This window comes from Flavivirga aquimarina (assembly GCF_030540835.1).
Lineage (GTDB): Bacteria > Bacteroidota > Bacteroidia > Flavobacteriales > Flavobacteriaceae > Flavivirga > Flavivirga aquimarina.
In genome coordinates this window covers 1-18,964 of the sequence record NZ_JAUOEK010000028.1, presented here as the reverse complement: position 1 = coordinate 18,964, position 18,964 = coordinate 1, and the positions used below count along the sequence as shown (strand labels likewise).

The window sequence follows — 18,964 nt, the reverse complement described above, 5'->3', positions numbered from 1 at the left end:
GATTTGACCGAAGGTACTGCAGGGACCATAGTATGGAGTTCATCCGATACGGGCGTAGCGACTATCGACGGTAGTGGTGTCGTGACCCCGGTAAGTGCTGGAACCACGGATATTACTTATACCGTAACCGATAGTAGTGGTTGTACCTCATTATCCTCGGCAACCTTTGAAGTTACCGTAAATGCTCTTCCAAGTACCCCAACAATGACAACTAATAGCCCAGTATGTTCAAATAGCGATGCAGTTTTTACAATTACAGGAACACCAAATGATGTAGTGACCTATAATGGATCAGCTTCTGGAAATGTTATTATTGGAGGAACAGGAACAGTGGATATTACTATTAGTAGTATTACAGCTGCTGTTACGATAAATTTAGTAGATGTTGCGAACGTTAATTGTAATTTAAATCTATCAATTAGTGAGACTGTAACAATTAGTTTAATAGATTCTGACGGTGATGGTGTAATTGATTGTGATGAGTCAACTCCTTCAGGAGGAGGGACACCAACCGATATAAATGATTTTTGTAGTTATAATCCAGCTGATGTTACTCAAGCTCCAAGCATTGCATGGAATAATGCTGATTGCGATGGTGATGGTGTTACTAATGGAGATGAGCTTACCCCACCAGATGGTGAGAGTGCAACCGATCCAAATGTATCATGTGATTTTATCACTAGCGATATCACTTTAATTCCAGATGCAGCATTTTTAGCAGCAGACTGTGATGGTGATGGTGTGACTAATGGCGATGAACTCACCCCACCAGATGGCGAGAGCGCAACCGATCCAAATGTGCCATGTGACTTTATCACTAGCGATATGACTTTAATTCCAGATGCAGCATTTTTAGCAGCAGACTGTGACGGTGACGGTGTGACTAATGGAGATGAACTTACTCCACCAGATGGCGAGAGTGCAACCGATCCAAATGTACCATGTGACTTTATCACTAACGATATCACTTTAATTCCAGATGCAGCGTTTTTAGTAGCCGATTGTGACGGCGATGGTGTGACTAATGGAGATGAACTCACTCCACCAGATGGCGAGAGTGCAACCGACCCAAATGTACCATGCGATTTTATCACTAGCGATATCACTTTAATTCCAGATGCAGCATTTTTAGCAGCCGATTGTGATGGTGACGGTGTGACTAACGGTGATGAATTAACCCCGCCAGGCGGAGGGATATCAACCGATCCACATGATCCTTGTTCATACAGACCAACAGACATTACATTGCCTGTAACAACAACAGCTGATTGTACAGCAGAACTTGAAGTAACAAAAATGGCAAATGCTTCTGGTACGGAATTAGGAGATACTATTACTTACACTATTGAAGTAGAGAATACAGGAAATGTAACCTTAACAAATGTCGCATTAGTAGACACGTTCACAGATATAAATGGTATCCCATTAGTATTAACAGAAGCACCTGTCTTTGATAGCGCCGATTTAGGTAGCTTGGAAGGAACTTTATTAGTAGGAGAAATAGCTATTTATACTGCAACTTTTGATATCACCCAACAAGCTATAAACTCAGGAGGCGTAAGCAATAGTGTTGTAGTATCGGGTACTACGCCTAGTTTTGAGATTGTAACAGATACTAGTGATGATGGTGACGATGTTGATGGAAACACTGAAGATGATCCTACAGAAACAGCATTAGGTTGTTTAATAGTTATTAATGAGTTCTCACCAAATGGAGACGGTGTTAATGAGTTTTTAATCATTAATTGTATAGAAAACTATCCAAATAATAGATTAGAAATCTATAACCGTTGGGGTAATATTGTTTATAAGAAGCAAGGTTATCGTAACGAATTTGATGGAACATCAAATGGTAGATCTACTATAAATGGTACTGAAAAGTTACCAGTAGGGACTTACTATTACGTATTAGACTTAGCAGATGGTTCTAAGCCGAAAGTAGGATGGTTATACATTAATAGATAAAATAGAGCAAACACCTAAAGAAATTAAAAAATGATAAAGCTATCTTCATTAACAAAAAGTTTGATTTTAATAGTGTTTGTTACGCTATTATCTCAAGAATTAAGTGCACAGCAAGACCCGCAATATACGCAGTATATGTATAATACAATGAGTGTGAATTCAGCTTATGCTGGTCAGCGAGATGTATTAAGTATAACAGGGCTGTACCGCACCCAATGGGTCGGTATTGATGGTGCTCCAAAAACTATTACTTTTGGGGCACACTCCCCGTTAAGAAACAAACGTTTGGGACTAGGTTTAAACTTAGTAAGCGATAAGTTAGGACCATCAAGTGAAACGAATGTTGATATCAATTTTTCATATACCATACCAATAGATGAGTATAGAGGTACGGAACTTTCATTTGGTCTTAAAGGAGGTTTTCATATGTTAGATACCGATTGGAGTAAAGGAGTTTTTCAATACCCAGATAGAGTTTTTAACGATAATTTAAGTCTGTTTTCTCCAACCATAGGAGCCGGTTTATATGTGCATTCAGAAAAATGGTATTTAGGGCTTTCGGTTCCAAACTTTTTTACGACAGAGCATTATGATGGGATTCAAGAATCTATAGCGACAGAACGTTTACACTATTTTTTTATAGGTGGCTACGTATTCGATGTTAGTCAAAATACCAAGTTAAAACCAGCGGTTTTAGTAAAAGGCGTATCTGGAGCTCCATTAATAGCAGATCTTTCTTTAAACGCATTATTTAATGAGAAACTTACCTTAGGAGTTGGATATAGATGGGACGATGCCTTTAGTGGTTTGGCTGGCTTTCAAGTAAGCGAAGGGCTATTTATTGGATACGCTTACGATTTAACAACTACAAATTTGGGTAGTTATAATAGTGGTTCGCACGAAATAATGCTAAGATTTGAATTGCAACAAATAGGACGAATTTTATCACCAAGATTCTTCTAAAAAGATATAGGACATGAAAAAAAGACTATTTATACTACCGTTATTAACATTAATATTTATTAATGGATCCTTTTCGCAAGATGGCATTACAAAAAGTGCAAAAAAGAAATATGATAATTTGTCATATATAAAAACAACAGAGCAACTTCTGGAAGAAGCAAATGAAGGAAATAGATCACCGGAATTATTACAGAGCCTAGCAAATTCATTTTATTTTAATGGTAAAATGGAGGAAGCGACAAAATGGTATGAAGAATTAATGGCATTAAATGTAGAAGGCTTAGATCCGGAATATTATTTTAGATACTCGCAGGCTTTAAAAGGTACAGGTGATTATAATAAGGCCAATACAATCATGCTTGAATTTAAAGAAATGAAGCCGGAAGATTCCAGAAGTAAATTGTTTCATGCAAACTATTTACATATTATAGAGAATCGATCTGATGATTTTAAAATGAAAAACCTGGAAATAAATACATCATTTTCAGATTTTGGAACTTCAGTTTTTCAGGAAAATTTAGTTTTTGCATCCTCAAGAGGTAAAAATGAACGATTATATAATTGGAACGAACAACCTTTTTTAGATATATATCAACTTAATTCAGATGGTACTGCTTCAGAAATTAAAGGAGATATCAATACAAAATATCATGAATCATCTACGGCATTTACCAAAGATGGTAAAACAGTGTATTTTACAAGAAACAATTTTTACAAAGGAAAATTTAAAAAGAATACTAAAAATATACACGGCTTAAAAATTTATAAGGCAGAATTAATAGAAGGTGAATGGACAAATATAGAACCTTTACCTTTTAATAGTGATGAATATAATGTAGCACACCCTACATTAAATGTAGAAGAAACAAAATTATATTTCTCTTCAGATATGGATGGTACAATGGGTGCGTCAGATATTTTTGTTGTAGATATTAATGCAGATGGAACCTATGGAGGGCCAGTAAATTTAGGCTCAAAAATTAATACAGAAGGAAGAGAGAATTTTCCTTTTATAAGTAATGAAGGAACCTTGTATTTTTCATCGGATGGCCATCCGGGCTTAGGAGGATTAGATGTTTTTTCATTTAAAAATATTGATAGAATAGCTAATTCATTTAATAAAGCAGTCAATGTAGGGAAACCTATAAATAGCCCAAAGGATGATTTCGAATACATTATAAATGAAACGACACTTAATGGTTATATTTCATCGAACAGAGAAGGGGGAAAGGGAGACGATGATATTTATAGCTTTACAAGAAACCCTTATATGCAAATTATTACGGGAATAATAGTTGATAAAAATACCAATCAAATTATTGCCGATGCAGATGTTGTTATTTATAATAATACAAATGAAGTAGCTAAGACTTTAAAATCTGATGCCAATGGGGAGTTTAGTATTAAGCTACCTCTTAAAAAGAGCACATTTAAATCTCAGGTAAATAAAGAAGCGTATATAGAGCACATTCAAGATTTTGTTATCGATCCAGAAAGAGATGAAATCATAGCATTAAAATTAGGTTTAGAGCCAAAACCAGAAGTTGCAGAAATAGGAACAGACTTATTTGAAGTCTTGGAGTTGAAACCTGTTTATTTCGATTATGATAAATCATCTATAAGACCAGATGCAAAAGAGAAGTTAACTAAGGTTATAGATTACATGAAAGCATATCCTACTGTGAAACTAGATGTGAGATCTCATACAGATTCCAGAGGTAATAATGCCTATAATCTTATTTTATCAAATAAAAGAACCCAATCTGTTTTAGATTATATTATCAATATAGGAGGTATAGATAAAGATAGATTAACCGGTAAAGGCTATGGAAAAACAAAGCTTACAAATAAATGTTCTAGAGATGTTAAGTGTAGTGAAGAAGAACATCAGATAAACAGAAGAAGTGATTTTATAGTAACAGAAAATTAAATCAAGTACGTAATTTTAAGGAAAAGCATTCATAATATTATGAGTGCTTTTTTATTTTATACTTAGGCTTTGATTTAAATTTCTAATAAGAATGTGTTTTTTAATATTTACTTGGTATTTTTGCCTATGTATGGAAGAAGAAAAAGTAATTCTTGTTAATGAAAGAGATGAGCAAATTGGATTGATGCCAAAAATGGAAGCACATGAAAAAGCATTGCTACACCGTGCATTTTCTGTTTTTATTTTTAATAATAAAAATGAATTAATGCTCCAGCAACGGGCGTTGAATAAATACCATTCTCCTGGGCTTTGGACGAATACTTGTTGCAGTCATCAACGTGAAGGAGAAACGAATATTGAAGCAGGGAAAAGACGCTTACAAGAAGAAATGGGGTTTGTGGTAGATTTGAAAGAGTCCATTTCATTTATCTATAAAGCACCATTTGATAATGGACTAACAGAGCATGAATACGATCATGTTTTATTAGGTGCTTATAATGACGAGCCAACTATTAATACAGATGAAGTCGCCAGTTGGAAATGGATGTCTCTAGAGCAAATTAAAGCTAATATTTCATTACAACCAGAGTTATACACAGCATGGTTTAAAGTAATTTTTGATAAATTCTACGAACATATAAATATCAAAAAATGAAAGCAACGGTTAGTAGAAAAGCACATTTTAATGCAGCACATCGTTTATATAGGAAAGACTGGAGTTTTGAAAAGAATGATGCTGTTTTTGGAAAATGTAATAACCCTAACTTTCATGGCCATAATTATGAACTTATTGTTAGCATTACCGGAGAAATCGATAAAGAAACCGGTTATGTTATTGATATAAAGATTTTAAAAGATATTATTAAAACAGAAGTAGAAGACATTTTCGATCATAAAAATTTAAATGTTGAAGTACCAGAATTTAAAGATTTAAATCCAACAGCAGAAAATATTGCTGTTGTAATTTACAATAAGATAAAGCCAAAATTGGCATCGTATTTAGAATTAGAGATTACCCTTTTTGAAACACCACGTAATTTTGTAACCTATTCAGGAAAATAAATGAACAATACATTATACCCACTTAAATTTAGTCCTATTTTAAAAGATAAAATATGGGGCGGACAAAAATTAAAAACCATTCTCAATAAAGAAAGCGACTTACCAAATATTGGAGAAAGTTGGGAGATTAGCGATGTAGAAGGAGATACATCAATAGTGTCAAATGGTAGTTTAGTTGGGCATTCGCTAAAAGATCTTTTAGAAACTTTTAAAGGTCATTTAATAGGCGATAAAAACTATAAGGTATTTGGAAACAAATTCCCTCTGCTTATTAAATTTATTGATGCTAGAGAAGATTTATCAATTCAATTACACCCTAATGATGAATTAGCTGCTAAAAGACATAATTCTTTTGGAAAAACAGAAATGTGGTATACATTACAAGCTGATGAAGGTTCCAATTTAATTGTAGGTTTTAATCAAGATATGACTCCAGAAAAATATTTAAGTCATTTAAACGATAAAACGCTTACAGAGATTTTAAATTTTGATAAAGTAAAAGTTGGTGATACTTATTTTATTGAAGTAGGCCGTATTCATGCCATAGGAGCAGGAGTTATGGTAGCCGAAATACAACAAACAAGTGATATTACCTATCGTGTTTACGATTGGGATAGAGTAGATGATCAAGGTAATGAAAGAGAGTTGCATAATGATTTAGCTATTGATGCATTCGATTTTAATATGCCAGATAATTTTAGAGTGGCGTATTCTAAAACAGAAAACGAATCTAATAAGATGGTAAGTTGTCCCTATTTTACAACGAGCTATTTAAAGGTTACCGAAACACTTAAAAAGAAAAACGAATACGATTCGTTTTTAATATATATGTGTGTAGATGGTGATGCAGAGATTTTGGTTAATGGTACTTCCGAGTCTATTAAAAAAGGAGAAACTATATTACTACCTGCTGCTATTACAGACTATGAAATAACGTCTAAAAATGCAACACTATTGGAAGTTTATGTTTAATGGTTTTAAAACTCATTAAAGTATATTTTAATGTTTCAAAAAATATGTCATTCCCACGAAAGTGGGAATCTTTATTTAAATTAATTACCTATTTTTGTTGAAATTTAAAAGCACAAAAAATGGCAAATGTTAGAGACCTAAAAAAAGATATTAATTACGTTTTAGGAGATATTATAGAAGCAGTTTATGTTTGGGAATACACAAACACAGATAAAGATACAAAGAAAAGTGAAGCAATTATTGATGAAGCTATTGCTGTTTTTGATGAATTAATAGCAAAGGTAAATACTAAAAGTGTTGATAATGCTAAAGCTCATTTTAAAGCAATTAATACTGAGTTGGAAACTAAGGGTAGAGCCTTAATTGAAAAAATCAATAAATTAGGATAAGTTTTTAACGGAGTTCCTTGCATATACTAATATAGATATTATATTTGCAACCGTTAAATAAAAGCCGATGTAGCTCAGCTGGCTAGAGCAGCTGATTTGTAATCAGCAGGTCGTGGGTTCGAGTCCCTCCATCGGCTCAAAATATAAAAGCAAAACAGGATTCAGTTTCTTTGTAAAAAGCAATTAAATTGAAAAGGGACGAGAAGTTTACCCTGAGCGCAGTCGAAGGGAAGTCCCTCCATCGGCTCAAAAACAAAAAAAAGGTCTTTCAAATGAAAGACCTTTTTTTTGTTTAAAAATTTTAAACTTCAATTTATTTATTCGAAGCTTTTATTCTATCAATAAACGCTTGCAGTTCTTTACCGTATTTAGATTTTTTAACCTTAGGTGTTAGGCTGTTATTTATGGTATCTAGAAATTTAACTCTAGCATTGTAAACTTTAGAAAGCGCAAGATAAGGAGCTACTTCACTATCTCTATTGTTTATTGCAAAATTTACGGTATACAAATATCTTCTTTTTAATAAATTTTCATTTTCTTTTTCAATAGTATTTATTTTTGCTGTATCGTTGTCTTTTTGAGCCTCAAAGTGTTCTTTTATTAAATCTAATTTTTTGTTATTCATTTTAGACATCATCGTCTCATATTTTTCTAATATTTTTTGTTGTGCAGAGCCGTTAATTTTTGCATCAAAAACAAAGCTTTTCAGTGAGGTGTTAATTTCTGTAATGCCTTTATCAGCAAAAAAAGTAATTCTATCTTCATCAGAACTGTTTTTGTCTAAATACAAAAAGAATATTTCCGGAGATTTTAAATCACTATGTAACTCGAATTGTGGATTACCATTTATAACTAAAGAATCTACAGTAACTAAAACGGTATCATTTACCTTTTTAAGGTAAACAGTTCCTTTTTTTAAACCTTTAACTTCTCCCTTAACTATTAAATCAGGTTGTCTTTCATTGCAAGAAATTATTAAAAAAACTAAAAGTAAAAATGTGATTTTTTTCATAAACAAGGTCTTTTTATATATTGGCAAATATCTTATAATTATATTTTAAATACTAATAGCTTAAAATTATTTTGAATTAAATATTTTGTAAAAACATTGTAGTTAAATTTAGTTTGGCACGGATGTTGATGTATATTAAATGATTATATTTAATTAAAAAGTTTATTGAGTGGTTACTTTAAGCTTGGAAATATAATTCATATTTTTGGTTAGTTAGTTAGTAAAAAAGCATCCTTTTTAGGATGCTTTTTTTATTTCGTTTTTAATATGTAATATGCTGTATGTCAGTCATTTGAATTATTTATTATTAATGTCTATGTGCCGTTTCTTAATTAATGTAAACTAAAACAGGTAAACAATATTTTGTTCTATCGACCGCTCGTCTCGATAATTATCGGTCGCTATTGTAAGAATTACGAATGACGAGATATCTCATAAAATATAAGATTTTTCTTCGCGCCTCATCCAGAATGATACGATTTTTTTATTTACGTACATAAATTACTGATTAATATATCGAACTAGCATTAATTAGAATATTGTGTTTTTTATAAAAATCTAAAAGCATTTCAATTTAAAAACAACTTGCAGAATCTGTATATATTTAAAATATGAAATTTGTATTTTATCGTAATTTTAAGCATTTTATCTGTAAATGTTAAAATTTTAAGCATTTCATCGATTTTGTGTGTTTTTTGACGTGTAAACTCATTTATAGTTTTATCTTTGAAATGTACTAAATAAAACACTTTTTAGTTCAATGGATTAATTAATTAATATTTGCATTATGTTGTTGATATAGTAACCCTAAATCTAGCTTCATAATATAAAAAGCAAATTGAAGGAAAACCGAGTTTGAGGGAACTCGGTTTTTTTGTGCCTTATTTTTAATGTGTTAATATTTTATCTACTTTAGCTTATAACTTAAATAATGAGAAAACTATTTACATACTTATTCCTACTTAACTATGCTTTTTCTTTCGGACAATTAGAAGAAGGGTTTGTATATGTGCAAGATGTTATACCAGATTTAGAAGTAGAGCTGCGTTATTATACTTCTAATAATTTTGTGGGAAAGCCAGTTAACGGTTATCAATCTAATAAACTCATATTAACGTATGAAACTGCGAATAAGCTAAAGCTGGTGCACGAAGCGTTACAGGAACAGAATTTATGCTTAAAAGTATACGACGGTTACAGACCGCAGCAGGCTGTTAACCATTTTATTCTTTGGGCTAGAGACTTAAATGATACAATAAATAAGCATATATTTTACCCTAATGTAGAAAAGAAAAATTTATTTAAAGAGCAATATATTGCTTCAAGATCTGGTCATAGTAGAGGTAGTACCGTAGATTTAACTATAATTGATGGAAATACGGGTAAGCCATTAGATATGGGAAGTCCATACGACTTTTTTGGACAGGAATCTTGGGTGAATTATGAAAAACTAACAGATAAGCAAAAAGCCAACAGGCAATTATTACAAACTGTGATGCTAAAACATGGTTTTAGAAATTATTCGAAAGAATGGTGGCATTTTACACTACGAGGCGAACCATTTCCTAATACTTATTTTGATTTTATCATTAAATAAGAAAGAATAGGTTTTAATATCTAAAATGGAATGATACGATTACGTCATTTAGATATACAAATCTATGATTATAAGTCTTTAATATATAGAACTGACATTATGTTTACCGTTGTGTTTTTGAGCTAATGTTTTTGTATACAAATACTATTCATTAAAGTATCATTTTAGAGCCTTGTAAAAGCAGTAATTATATTTCTGTGCTCTGGAAACTTTGAAATTAGTGCATCTCTTTCCGGAAGTTCAAAATCATTAAAATCGAAACCAGGAGAGACTGTACAACCTACTAAAGCATAGGTGTTGTCTCCTATGACTTCTGCAGCAAACCAATCTTTAGCTTTAACCACATATTGTGGGGTTTCTCCTTTTTCTATATTGTTTCCTATAATAACGTTAGAGTATGCACCTTCATTAGAAATGATATGAAGCTTTATAGGCGATCCTTTGTAAAAATGCCAGATTTCATCTTGTTTAATTCTATGGAAAGCAGAAAAAGAATCGGAAGTTAAAAGAAAGTAAATAGAGGTAGCGTAGTTTCTTTGCCCCGAAAAGGCTTCACCAAGATTTTCTTGATTAATAGTCCCTTCGCTTCTATAAACTTCTTTAAAGTAACCACCTTCTGGATGTGATTGCAATTCTAACTGATCTATGATTTTCTGAATCGTACTCATGATTTTAAGCTGGAGAAGGGGTTAATTCACTTTTCTTGGCCTGCTCTCGCATTTGTTTAATAGTTAATGTACTTCCATCATGGCTCCACCCAGGAGGGCCAAAAGCATACATAAACTTATAATATATATTGGAAGTTTTTTTCATATCATTCCAAATATCTTTGTATTCGTGTGTTAATATTACCAAGGGGTTATAAGAATTTGGTGGTTTTGTAACCCCATAAGCGATATCGATATCATCATCTAATTCTTTCCAAGTGCCAAATATTTTATCAAATATATTTAAAAATCCACCGTGATTTTTATCCATATACTCTAAGTTTTTAGCATGATGCACTTGATGCATGGTATGGGTATTAAATACTTTTTCAATAATTCCCATTTTTGGAATATATACAGAATGTAATTGAAATTGCCAAAGCGCTTCAATGCCTAAGCAAACTATTACCATTTCTGGCGGGAAACCAATAATAGGTAACCACATATAAAATAATGGTTTGTACAAAATAGTAAACCAACCATTACGAACAGCAGTTCCCAGATTAAAGTTTTCGGAAGAATGGTGTACAATATGTGCTGCCCATAAAAAGCGCACCATATGATTTTGCCTATGAAACCAGTAATAAGTAAAATCATCTAAAAATTGACAAGCTAACCAAACTGGCCAGGTGTAACCAAAAGATTGCCATCCCATAATATTTGTACGAACACCATCAACTATGGGATTAAACAATTCGTATAAATAATTAAAAATTATAATGGCAGAAATAGTTTTTATTAAGGGAGCTAAAACCACCGATCCAATACCCATAGTAAGACTCGACATTAAGTCTTTCCATTTGTAGAGATCTTTATGGTCGTGTGTTTTGCTATATGTAAGCTCTACTAAAATAAGCCCTAAAAAACATGGAATACCATATACTAACGGGTTTGTAAAATTCATTTATTTAAAAATTGATAGGGAGGTTAATAAAATTATAAAACCAATTTGGTTTTATTTTCGCCTAAGGTATATATTATATAACAGAATTTTTAACAAATTAGTACCAACGTTTCTTTTTCTTTTTAGAAGCGGCACTTTTTCGGCCTTTTTTATGCTTACTACCTGTTTTTTTAGATTTATGAATAATAGGCTTCGCTTTCGGATCTAAAGGGTAGGGATGCTCGTCGATAACATCTATTTGAAATTGAATAAGCTGTTGGATTGTTTTTACGTAATTTTTTTCGTCTGCCGAACAAAAAGAGTAGGAGGCACCTACATTTCCGGCTCTGGCAGTTCTTCCTATTCTATGTACATACGTTTCTGGTATATTGGGTAAATCGAAATTTATAACAGCATCTAAATTATTAATATCTATACCACGAGCAGCAACATCGGTTGCAATTAAAATATTAATGTTGTTTAATTTAAAATTCTTTAAGGCTTCTTGCCTTAAATTCTGACTCTTATCTCCATGAATACTATCTACCTTATAACCATTTTTTAATAAAGTTTGTTCTAGTTTTTCAACCCCGAATTTTGTACGTCTAAAAATAAGGATACTTCCTTTTATAGTGTTTCTTAATAAATGCAGGCACAGCTCTATTTTGTTGCGTTTTGGCACATAATAAAGCATTTGGTTAATGTTTTTCGATGTAGACGAGTTCGGAGTAACTTCAACACGTTCGGGTGTTTTTAAAATGGTGTTTGCTAACTGTTCTACTTTATAAGGTATCGTGGCAGAGAATAACAAAATTTGTTTTTCTTTGGTGCAAAGGCGCTCAATTTTTTTTACATCATCAATAAAGCCCATGTCTAACATTAAATCGGCTTCATCTAAGACTAAAGTTTCTACATAGTCCAGATTAACAATATCTTGTTTGTGTAAGTCAAGCAACCTACCGGGTGTTGCAATTAAAATATCGACTCCTTTTTTAAGAATATCTATTTGTGGTTCTATAGAAGTACCTCCATAAACTACAGTGTTTCTTAAGTTAGTGTACGTGCTGTAGTTTTTAAAGTTTTCTCCAATTTGTATGGCTAATTCGCGAGTAGGGCTTACAATTAAAGCTCGAATTTTTTTTCCTTTTTTTGATGCATCCTGCTTATCAAACAACAACCGTAAAATGGGTAGGGCAAAAGCGGCTGTTTTTCCTGTACCTGTTTGAGCAGAAACAATAACATCTTTTTTATTTAAAACCAGAGGGATTGTTTTTTCTTGAACCAGTGTTGGGTCGTTATAACCGGTTTCTGCAATAGCCCTTAAAATAGGTCTGTTTAATTGTAAGTCTTTAAATGACATATGTGAATTTTATGCCACAAAGATACACCAAAATAAACACTGTTATTTTAGGAATTTCTTTATCTTCTCTCGCTTTTTTAGTGGCAAGGCTTCATTTTTTATAGCCAGATTAATGAGTGCCTCGTTTTTGTTTTTTGAAAACAATAAATTAAAAAATTGCCACGTCGTTAAGCTATTTTTTGCTTGTTCAATAAGTTTAAAAGAATCACCGTTTTTTACAAGTCCTTCTTTTAAAATACGCACATAAGTTCCAGGAAACCCATGAGCTATAAATTCTTTTAATATGTTTTGTGTACCAAATTTAACACCCAGTTTAAAACAAGGTTCGCGAGGCTGTGTAACTTGTACTAAGGCGTCACCAAGCTTATAGATATCACCGATATAAATTTCTTTTTCGTTTAAACCAGAAACAGTAATATTTTCACCAAACATACCATAATTCCAATCTAAATTTGGGTATTGTTTTTTCCAATAGGCGTAATGCTCGTTAGAAAATATATAGCAAGCTTTAAATGTACCACCATGTACTTTTGTGTCTGATACTTCATCATCCTTTACACCTTCCTTTCCTAAATAAATAGGCGCTTTTGTTGGGTTTTTATAGATGCCTGTAGTTAGCGTTTTTCCGTTCCAAATAATAGAAGTTGGTTTGGCTGTGTTGGTAGAAAGTACTTTCATATATTGCATTTTACTACAAAAATAATGAATACTAAGGAGGTTATAACTATATTTTACTTGTCGTTATATGGGCAAGATTGAAAATAAGTCAGAAGATGGAATTTTCTGTCTTCAAATTTTTCTTGTAGTATTTTAAAATGCTGAATTCTATCAATTCTAAAGGCACGATAATCATTTCGCAAGTGGCACCATGCAATTAGTATCCATTTATGATTAGTGGAATACATGGCATAAGGTTCTATTTTTCTAAAGGAAACATCAGTTTCATTCACTTTACAGTAATTAATTTCTATATAGTTGAAATTGGTAATGGCCAATTGTATCTCGGAAAGGGCATTGCTGGAAATGTTTTCGTAAGTTGGATTAAAAACATGAATTTTACTTTGTAGTAATTCACTTTTTTTTTGAATGGAGGTTCTAAAAACCGATTTAATTTTGGTTAAAGCTTCATTAAAATCTTCAACAAAGGAAGCATCTTTAGATTGATTTACTAAAAGTTCTGCCGTAATTAAAGCATTGGCCTGTTTTTCGGTAAACTGAACAGGTGCAACAGAATACCCTTCCATTAAAGAATATCCTCTGCCTTCTATTGTAGTAACGGGTACACCGGCTTCTTCTAGTTTTCTTATATCTCTGTAAATGGTTCTTATGCTTACTTCAAACTTTTTAGCAAGTTCGTTAGCTGTTAAAAGACGTTTAGACTTTAAGAGGGTTAATATAGCTATGAGTCTTGATAATTGAGACATAATAACAAAGATAGTGAACCGCTTTGCAATCCACTATCTTATTCGTTTTTTGATTGATAAACTACATAAAGGAATGTAATGCAATACGATTGCCTTCGGTATCTAGAAACTGAGCCATAAACCCGTTTTCTCCAATATCTGTTTTTGGCATTAAAATTTTACCACCTGCTTCTTCTACTTTTTCTAATGGCTTGGTTAAGTCGTCACCACCATTTAAGTAAATGGTAGGGCCATTAGTAGTAGGGGTTTGTCCTTCGGCTTCAATAAGACCTCCACCTACGCCATTATTGTCTTTGTCGTGAGGAAACATACCATACTTCATGTTTTGCTCTGGCATGTGGTGATCTACGATTTCTGAGTCCATTACGGTTGTGTAAAATTGTTTAGCTCTTTCGTAATCTGTTACTGGAATTTCAAACCAGCTAATTGCATGTTTCATTTTTTAAATTGATTTTAATTATTAAACTTACATGCAAAATTATACGGGTTAGTGTCGTAACATGTCAGGGGTGTTTTTATTTTTTTAGTTATAACCAAAAAGTTTTTTTAATTTAAGGTATGCCCTTTTTTTAAGCTTCTTAACCGTATTAACAGAAACAGATAACTCGTTGGCAATCTCATTATTGGTATAATCTTTTATACCTAATTTAATTACTTCTTGAGAGGTTTTATCTGGTAAGGTATCTACAGCATTATTTATAATAGCAGTTGTTTCAATAACCACAGCTTGAGACATAAAAAAGGATTCCAATTTGTAAATCTCATTATTTACAAGCAAATAAGGTTCTGTACCTGTATCTTCTTTGCATGCTATAAAATCTAGGCATTTATTTTTAACTGCATTGTAACAATAGCCCGTAGCATGGTTATGGTTAACAAAAGCGATATTATCTTTCCATAGATTAAGAAACACGTCCTGTACCAGATCTTTGGCAAGTTCCATATCGTTAACATACCTATATGCAAGTACGCAAAGTTGCGGATATAAACTTTTAAAAAGCTCTTGAAAAGGAACGTGTTTCTGGCTATTAATTAACATGAGTAATCTTATTGGATTTTATACATAAAAGAAGCGCATCGAGTATCGTACCTACAGGAATAGAATCTCTGGAGTTAGCAAATGAAGCCGGGAAAAAAGAAAAAAAGGCATTAAACTCTTTGGCAGATAATGGCTTAGTTCGTGAGTTACCTTCTGGGTAATCGTAACAAGTAGCAACAACTCTTAACCCCAATTTGCAATGACTTATAACGGTTTTAGATAACCCAGACTTATCTAACAACACAAACAACGTAGCAATAATAGCATAATGATTGGGTATGTTTAAACAATCTGGGGATGCAAGGATTACTGGCTTTTCCATAAATAATTACGTTATTTTATAATTAGTAATACTTAAAAAATATAAGTTGAATATGCAACGGGTAATTCTGCCCAAAAAATGAGGTGCATACCTTATAAAACCTTTTATATATGGAAATAAAAAAAGGCGTGGAACTCAACTTACCGAACAGAGGTACTGGTATACCCAACCACGATAAGAGAGCCCACGCCCGGGTACGTGAGCCAATCTACTTATCATCTCGTGGATATAAAAAATTACCAGTTTTCTGTCCGAGACTCTAAGCGAAAGCTTCAAATATTTTCTATACGAAGAATCGCAAAAATAATTGATTCTATTCATTTAATATGAATGAATTAACAGAATAAAATCATAGTGCAAAGTAGAAAAAAATATCTTTTGTTACAAGTTCTTGTAACAGGTTTTTTAAAAAAAATGAGTGTTTTTGTTAAATACTATGGCTCTATGAAGAATTTGGACAAAAAAAGACAATTGATTTTTGGTAAAAATATACTTCGGTTAAGGATGGAAAAGGGATTGTCCCAAGATGAGGTTGCTGCAAGGTGTAGGGTTACAAAAGGAAGTTTGAGTGTTATAGAAAACGGAGGTCGAAATTTTTCGTTTACAACTTTACTCGCTCTGGCTAAGGCTTTAGAGGTTAACCCTAGAGAATTATTAGATGTTGATTTTGAATTAGAGAAAGATTAGTTTTAATAGAATATCTTTTTAACTTACTCTTATTTGGTACTAGTTGCAAACTGGCACTAGCGATTTTTTATTCTTGAGCTACTACTATATCTTTTTCTAAATTTAAACCTATAATATGATTTTTAAAGTTTTCTAGATTTAATTTAGGTGAAGATCGTAATTTATCTTCTCTACTTCTATTATCTCTTTCTCCAGGCTCAATTTGAGTGAAATTTCTTGGGTTTGCATTAGGAAATAAGCTTATATCGATCATATATGCTGAGTATCTAAATCCATCACTTGGTGCGGAACTAATATTTGAATTAACTAAGTGAAATAACCTCAAATCTACTAGTTCTTTTATTGCTTGATTTATTTTAGGGTACTTTAAAACATCATTATTCGAAACTAGAAAAGCATTAATTCTTTTATTGTTAATTATTTCTTCCTTTACATATTGAAGATAATGTTCTAATATGGCTTTCTCATCTGCAGTATCCGTTTTAAATGCCTCCATTTTATTGGGAAGATTTTCAATACTGCAATCTATAACATTAGGTTTGGATATATTTTTTCCGTCACTTTGCATTTTATCTCCTAAATTAATAAACAAGGATAAGAAATCTCTTGGTACACCTCCAGAAGCTAAACAAAGAAAACGAAATGCATTATTGGTTAATACATTATAATAATTTATAACTACACCAACTTTATTATTTATATGTTCTAAAAGTGATCTCATAAATGAAACTAAACCATTAAAATCATCGAGTGTGTAGTCTAAACTCAAAGCTTGTATATCGTGTCCTATTTCTACACCTACATAAGTATCTGTTTGAATATAAAGACTAGAACGATGTTTGATAGTAGCAACTTTCAAGTAAAGTCTAGTGTTTTTAGATATTCTATGGAAGAAATCTATGAAGAATGGTTGTTCTTGTTTTCTTATAAAATAGAAGTCGTCAAAAATTAGATAGATATCTTTATTCAAAAAAGCTGTCGTTTCTTCAATTAATTCCTTAAAATTTGTTATCTCATTTTTAAGTTCATTTAATTTATCTTTCAAGATTTCTCTGCTAGTTTCAAATTCGTCTGCTACTTCACTTGCTACTTTAGAAGTTGTGCTCTTAAATCCGGAACTCATTTCTCCACTGATTTTACTAGCTTGTTTTTCTCTTATTGATTCATTAAAAGTATCCGGTTCAGATATTTTTCTATTTAATTGATCAATGTAATTATCATATCGTTTTAAAAGCTTTCTTTGTTTGTGCCAATTTGAAAACTGAAATATATTGTAATTACCTTTTACTTCTGAATGAATGTTTTTTATAACATTAATTAGAACCTGTGAAATTGAGTTAGGGAAACTAATATCTTTAAAATCCTCAATATTTATTGATATATAAACTTTGCTATCTAAATCATTTTTTCTTAATGATTTTAATAAGAGCGATTTACCGGAACCACGTCTGCCAAATATAACTTGATTCTGTCTACTATTTAACCTATTAATATGGTTTTTTGGATCTAAGTACTCCATAGTAGTCTGTTCCAAAACTCTGATATTTTCTTCAATATATGTTAATACTTTTCTTAGATCTTTTTCCATTTATAAGGCTTTTCAGCGATTTCAAATTACACCTAAAATGTGGATATAAACAATTGTCTACATCCACATTTTAAGCACTGGTTTTATGTTATTGCTATCCAAACTAGCTTATGTACCCATGTTTTTGGAGCAGATGGAATTTTTAATTTGTGATATTTCCAAGCTGTATGTTTTGAATCTCAAAACTTTAGACAGGAACTGTTTTGTAATTAAAACAAAAAAAATAAATAAGGAGTGGGGTAGTTAGTGTCATTTTTATTAACAATTGGCCACTATTTCTGTTAAAGCCAAAACCACCTTGCCTGCACAAAGTGGTTTTGGTTTTATGGGTTTCCGCGAAAGCGAAAATATTTAGATAGCTTCATGAGATTACCACGTCGCTTAAAAAAGCTCCTCGCAATGACGAATTAGCCCGATAGCGCGGATTTGCAATCCGTGCCCATTTTTAAACTCAAAAAATATGTAATATGATAATATCAAGTTCGCTATCTAAACTAGCATAATTTCTTGCCGAACTAAAAACATAATCTTCCGGATTAGAAACAATCTTATCATTTACAGGATTGTTATGGATGTAATCTAATTTCTGCTTTATAAATTTATTTGACGAACATATTTCTGCATGGTAACCATCTTGCCAGACTTTATATTGTTGATTTCGTTTCAGATGGTCACATGCTTTGCTGAAATAATTAAGCATCCATTCTCTTCTACTTTCTGGGTAATTAATAATGGTATCTATAATTTTTTTAGAGGTGAATTTTTTAAAATCTCTCATAATATTTGATAGCAAGAAACCTTCTTTTGCTTTGCAGAGCATGTGTATATGACTAGGCATTATACAATAGGCATAAACTTCAAGACCTTTATGTTTTTGACAATACCTAATGGCCTGAGTAATAACAAATTTTTGTTTAAGTCTGGTAAACACATCTATCCAACCTACAGTAGTTATGGTTATAAAATAACCAGTGTCGGTCATTGTTGCTTTATATTTTGTAGACATATTTTAATTTTTCTACAAAGTATAAAATTAATTGGATAAGTAGGGCACGGATTACAAA

General features: G+C 31.9%; 20 protein-coding genes and 1 tRNA gene. 10 read left to right on the top strand and 11 right to left on the bottom strand.

The window, feature by feature from the left end; translation table 11 throughout:
- From Q4Q35_RS01600 to Q4Q35_RS01565, 8 genes are all read left to right on the top strand, one after another.
- On the top strand, positions 1–1,965 hold a 1,965-nt coding region (locus Q4Q35_RS01600; RefSeq protein WP_303276170.1), incomplete at its 5' end, for a T9SS type B sorting domain-containing protein.
- Between the two features lie 30 nt (positions 1,966–1,995).
- The gene (locus Q4Q35_RS01595; protein ID WP_303276169.1) at positions 1,996–2,928 is read left to right on the top strand and encodes a PorP/SprF family type IX secretion system membrane protein; all 933 of its coding nucleotides are present in this window, start codon (positions 1,996–1,998) and stop codon (positions 2,926–2,928) included.
- Between the two features lie 13 nt (positions 2,929–2,941).
- A complete protein-coding gene (locus Q4Q35_RS01590; RefSeq protein WP_303276168.1) occupies positions 2,942–4,858 on the top strand; it encodes an OmpA family protein in 1,917 nt (638 codons plus the stop codon).
- 130 nt (positions 4,859–4,988) lie between these two features.
- Positions 4,989–5,513: an isopentenyl-diphosphate Delta-isomerase gene (idi, locus tag Q4Q35_RS01585; protein ID WP_303276171.1), complete on the top strand. Its 525-nt coding sequence runs from the start codon at positions 4,989–4,991 to the stop codon at positions 5,511–5,513.
- A complete protein-coding gene (locus Q4Q35_RS01580; RefSeq protein WP_303276167.1) occupies positions 5,510–5,920 on the top strand; it encodes a 6-pyruvoyl trahydropterin synthase family protein in 411 nt (136 codons plus the stop codon). The genes idi and Q4Q35_RS01580 overlap by 4 nt, the downstream gene beginning before the upstream one ends.
- On the top strand, positions 5,921–6,892 hold the full coding sequence (locus Q4Q35_RS01575; protein ID WP_303276166.1) for a type I phosphomannose isomerase catalytic subunit: 972 nt from the start codon (positions 5,921–5,923) through the stop codon (positions 6,890–6,892). It begins immediately after the preceding gene.
- A 119-nt stretch (positions 6,893–7,011) separates the two neighbouring features.
- Positions 7,012–7,281, top strand: a complete 270-nt coding sequence (locus Q4Q35_RS01570) for a hypothetical protein (protein WP_303276165.1) — start codon at positions 7,012–7,014, stop codon at positions 7,279–7,281.
- A 63-nt stretch (positions 7,282–7,344) separates the two neighbouring features.
- Positions 7,345–7,418 (top strand) — tRNA-Thr (locus Q4Q35_RS01565).
- A gap of 176 nt (positions 7,419–7,594) precedes the next feature.
- Here the strand turns inward: Q4Q35_RS01565 and Q4Q35_RS01560 are convergent.
- Positions 7,595–8,293 (bottom strand): DUF4369 domain-containing protein, encoded by a 699-nt coding sequence (locus Q4Q35_RS01560; RefSeq protein WP_303276164.1) that lies wholly within the window; start codon positions 8,291–8,293, stop codon positions 7,595–7,597.
- Between the two features lie 931 nt (positions 8,294–9,224).
- Between Q4Q35_RS01560 and Q4Q35_RS01555 the strand changes: the two genes are divergently transcribed.
- A complete protein-coding gene (locus Q4Q35_RS01555; RefSeq protein ID WP_303276163.1) occupies positions 9,225–9,890 on the top strand; it encodes a M15 family metallopeptidase in 666 nt (221 codons plus the stop codon).
- Positions 9,891–10,054: 164 nt separating this feature from the next.
- Here the strand turns inward: Q4Q35_RS01555 and Q4Q35_RS01550 are convergent, their stop codons facing one another.
- The 8 genes from Q4Q35_RS01550 to Q4Q35_RS01515 all read right to left on the bottom strand — a co-directional run bounded on the left by Q4Q35_RS01550 (position 10,055) and on the right by Q4Q35_RS01515 (position 15,625).
- Positions 10,055–10,558 (bottom strand): cupin domain-containing protein, encoded by a 504-nt coding sequence (locus Q4Q35_RS01550; RefSeq protein ID WP_303276162.1) that lies wholly within the window; start codon positions 10,556–10,558, stop codon positions 10,055–10,057.
- Positions 10,559–10,562: 4 nt separating this feature from the next.
- Complete coding sequence (locus Q4Q35_RS01545) at positions 10,563–11,501, bottom strand: sterol desaturase family protein (protein ID WP_303276161.1); 939 nt, start codon at positions 11,499–11,501, stop codon at positions 10,563–10,565.
- Positions 11,502–11,598: 97 nt separating this feature from the next.
- Complete coding sequence (locus Q4Q35_RS01540) at positions 11,599–12,840, bottom strand: DEAD/DEAH box helicase (protein ID WP_303276160.1); 1,242 nt, start codon at positions 12,838–12,840, stop codon at positions 11,599–11,601.
- A 42-nt stretch (positions 12,841–12,882) separates the two neighbouring features.
- Positions 12,883–13,518: an MOSC domain-containing protein gene (locus tag Q4Q35_RS01535; protein WP_303276159.1), complete on the bottom strand. Its 636-nt coding sequence runs from the start codon at positions 13,516–13,518 to the stop codon at positions 12,883–12,885.
- Between the two features lie 53 nt (positions 13,519–13,571).
- Positions 13,572–14,264: a helix-turn-helix transcriptional regulator gene (locus Q4Q35_RS01530; RefSeq protein WP_303276158.1), complete on the bottom strand. Its 693-nt coding sequence runs from the start codon at positions 14,262–14,264 to the stop codon at positions 13,572–13,574.
- 61 nt (positions 14,265–14,325) lie between these two features.
- Positions 14,326–14,703 (bottom strand): VOC family protein, encoded by a 378-nt coding sequence (locus tag Q4Q35_RS01525; protein ID WP_303276157.1) that lies wholly within the window; start codon positions 14,701–14,703, stop codon positions 14,326–14,328.
- 84 nt (positions 14,704–14,787) lie between these two features.
- Positions 14,788–15,303, bottom strand: a complete 516-nt coding sequence (locus tag Q4Q35_RS01520) for a sigma-70 family RNA polymerase sigma factor (protein WP_303276156.1) — start codon at positions 15,301–15,303, stop codon at positions 14,788–14,790.
- A complete protein-coding gene (locus tag Q4Q35_RS01515; RefSeq protein ID WP_303276155.1) occupies positions 15,293–15,625 on the bottom strand; it encodes a hypothetical protein in 333 nt (110 codons plus the stop codon). Before Q4Q35_RS01515 ends, Q4Q35_RS01520 begins: the two co-directional genes overlap by 11 nt.
- A 354-nt stretch (positions 15,626–15,979) precedes the next feature.
- Between Q4Q35_RS01515 and Q4Q35_RS01510 the strand changes: the two genes are divergently transcribed.
- A complete protein-coding gene (locus tag Q4Q35_RS01510; RefSeq protein ID WP_303276153.1) occupies positions 15,980–16,312 on the top strand; it encodes a helix-turn-helix domain-containing protein in 333 nt (110 codons plus the stop codon).
- 67 nt (positions 16,313–16,379) lie between these two features.
- On the opposite strand, the gene Q4Q35_RS01505 is transcribed toward Q4Q35_RS01510, so the two are convergent.
- A complete protein-coding gene (locus Q4Q35_RS01505; RefSeq protein WP_303276152.1) occupies positions 16,380–17,900 on the bottom strand; it encodes a hypothetical protein in 1,521 nt (506 codons plus the stop codon).
- A gap of 451 nt (positions 17,901–18,351) precedes the next feature.
- Complete coding sequence (locus Q4Q35_RS01500; protein ID WP_303276151.1) at positions 18,352–18,906, bottom strand: REP-associated tyrosine transposase; 555 nt, start codon at positions 18,904–18,906, stop codon at positions 18,352–18,354.
- Positions 18,907–18,964 lie beyond the last annotated feature (58 nt).

Excerpts from the sequence above, each read along its gene's own strand:
- Q4Q35_RS01545 (WP_303276161.1), bottom strand. The coding sequence starts at position 11,501 with ATGAATTTTACAAACCCGTTAGTATATGGTATTCCATGTTTTTTAGGG.
- idi (WP_303276171.1), top strand. The coding sequence starts at position 4,989 with ATGGAAGAAGAAAAAGTAATTCTTGTTAATGAAAGAGATGAGCAAATT.
- Q4Q35_RS01525 (WP_303276157.1), bottom strand. The coding sequence starts at position 14,703 with ATGAAACATGCAATTAGCTGGTTTGAAATTCCAGTAACAGATTACGAA.
- Q4Q35_RS01580 (WP_303276167.1), top strand. The coding sequence starts at position 5,510 with ATGAAAGCAACGGTTAGTAGAAAAGCACATTTTAATGCAGCACATCGT.
- Q4Q35_RS01595 (WP_303276169.1), top strand. The coding sequence starts at position 1,996 with ATGATAAAGCTATCTTCATTAACAAAAAGTTTGATTTTAATAGTGTTT.
- Q4Q35_RS01575 (WP_303276166.1), top strand. The coding sequence starts at position 5,921 with ATGAACAATACATTATACCCACTTAAATTTAGTCCTATTTTAAAAGAT.
- Q4Q35_RS01555 (WP_303276163.1), top strand. The coding sequence starts at position 9,225 with ATGAGAAAACTATTTACATACTTATTCCTACTTAACTATGCTTTTTCT.
- Q4Q35_RS01590 (WP_303276168.1), top strand. The coding sequence starts at position 2,942 with ATGAAAAAAAGACTATTTATACTACCGTTATTAACATTAATATTTATT.
- Q4Q35_RS01530 (WP_303276158.1), bottom strand. The coding sequence starts at position 14,264 with ATGTCTCAATTATCAAGACTCATAGCTATATTAACCCTCTTAAAGTCT.
- Q4Q35_RS01505 (WP_303276152.1), bottom strand. The coding sequence starts at position 17,900 with ATGGAAAAAGATCTAAGAAAAGTATTAACATATATTGAAGAAAATATC.
- Q4Q35_RS01540 (WP_303276160.1), bottom strand. The coding sequence starts at position 12,840 with ATGTCATTTAAAGACTTACAATTAAACAGACCTATTTTAAGGGCTATT.
- Q4Q35_RS01560 (WP_303276164.1), bottom strand. The coding sequence starts at position 8,293 with ATGAAAAAAATCACATTTTTACTTTTAGTTTTTTTAATAATTTCTTGC.
- Q4Q35_RS01570 (WP_303276165.1), top strand. The coding sequence starts at position 7,012 with ATGGCAAATGTTAGAGACCTAAAAAAAGATATTAATTACGTTTTAGGA.
- Q4Q35_RS01535 (WP_303276159.1), bottom strand. The coding sequence starts at position 13,518 with ATGAAAGTACTTTCTACCAACACAGCCAAACCAACTTCTATTATTTGG.
- Q4Q35_RS01515 (WP_303276155.1), bottom strand. The coding sequence starts at position 15,625 with ATGGAAAAGCCAGTAATCCTTGCATCCCCAGATTGTTTAAACATACCC.
- Q4Q35_RS01550 (WP_303276162.1), bottom strand. The coding sequence starts at position 10,558 with ATGAGTACGATTCAGAAAATCATAGATCAGTTAGAATTGCAATCACAT.
- Q4Q35_RS01520 (WP_303276156.1), bottom strand. The coding sequence starts at position 15,303 with ATGTTAATTAATAGCCAGAAACACGTTCCTTTTCAAGAGCTTTTTAAA.
- Q4Q35_RS01500 (WP_303276151.1), bottom strand. The coding sequence starts at position 18,906 with ATGTCTACAAAATATAAAGCAACAATGACCGACACTGGTTATTTTATA.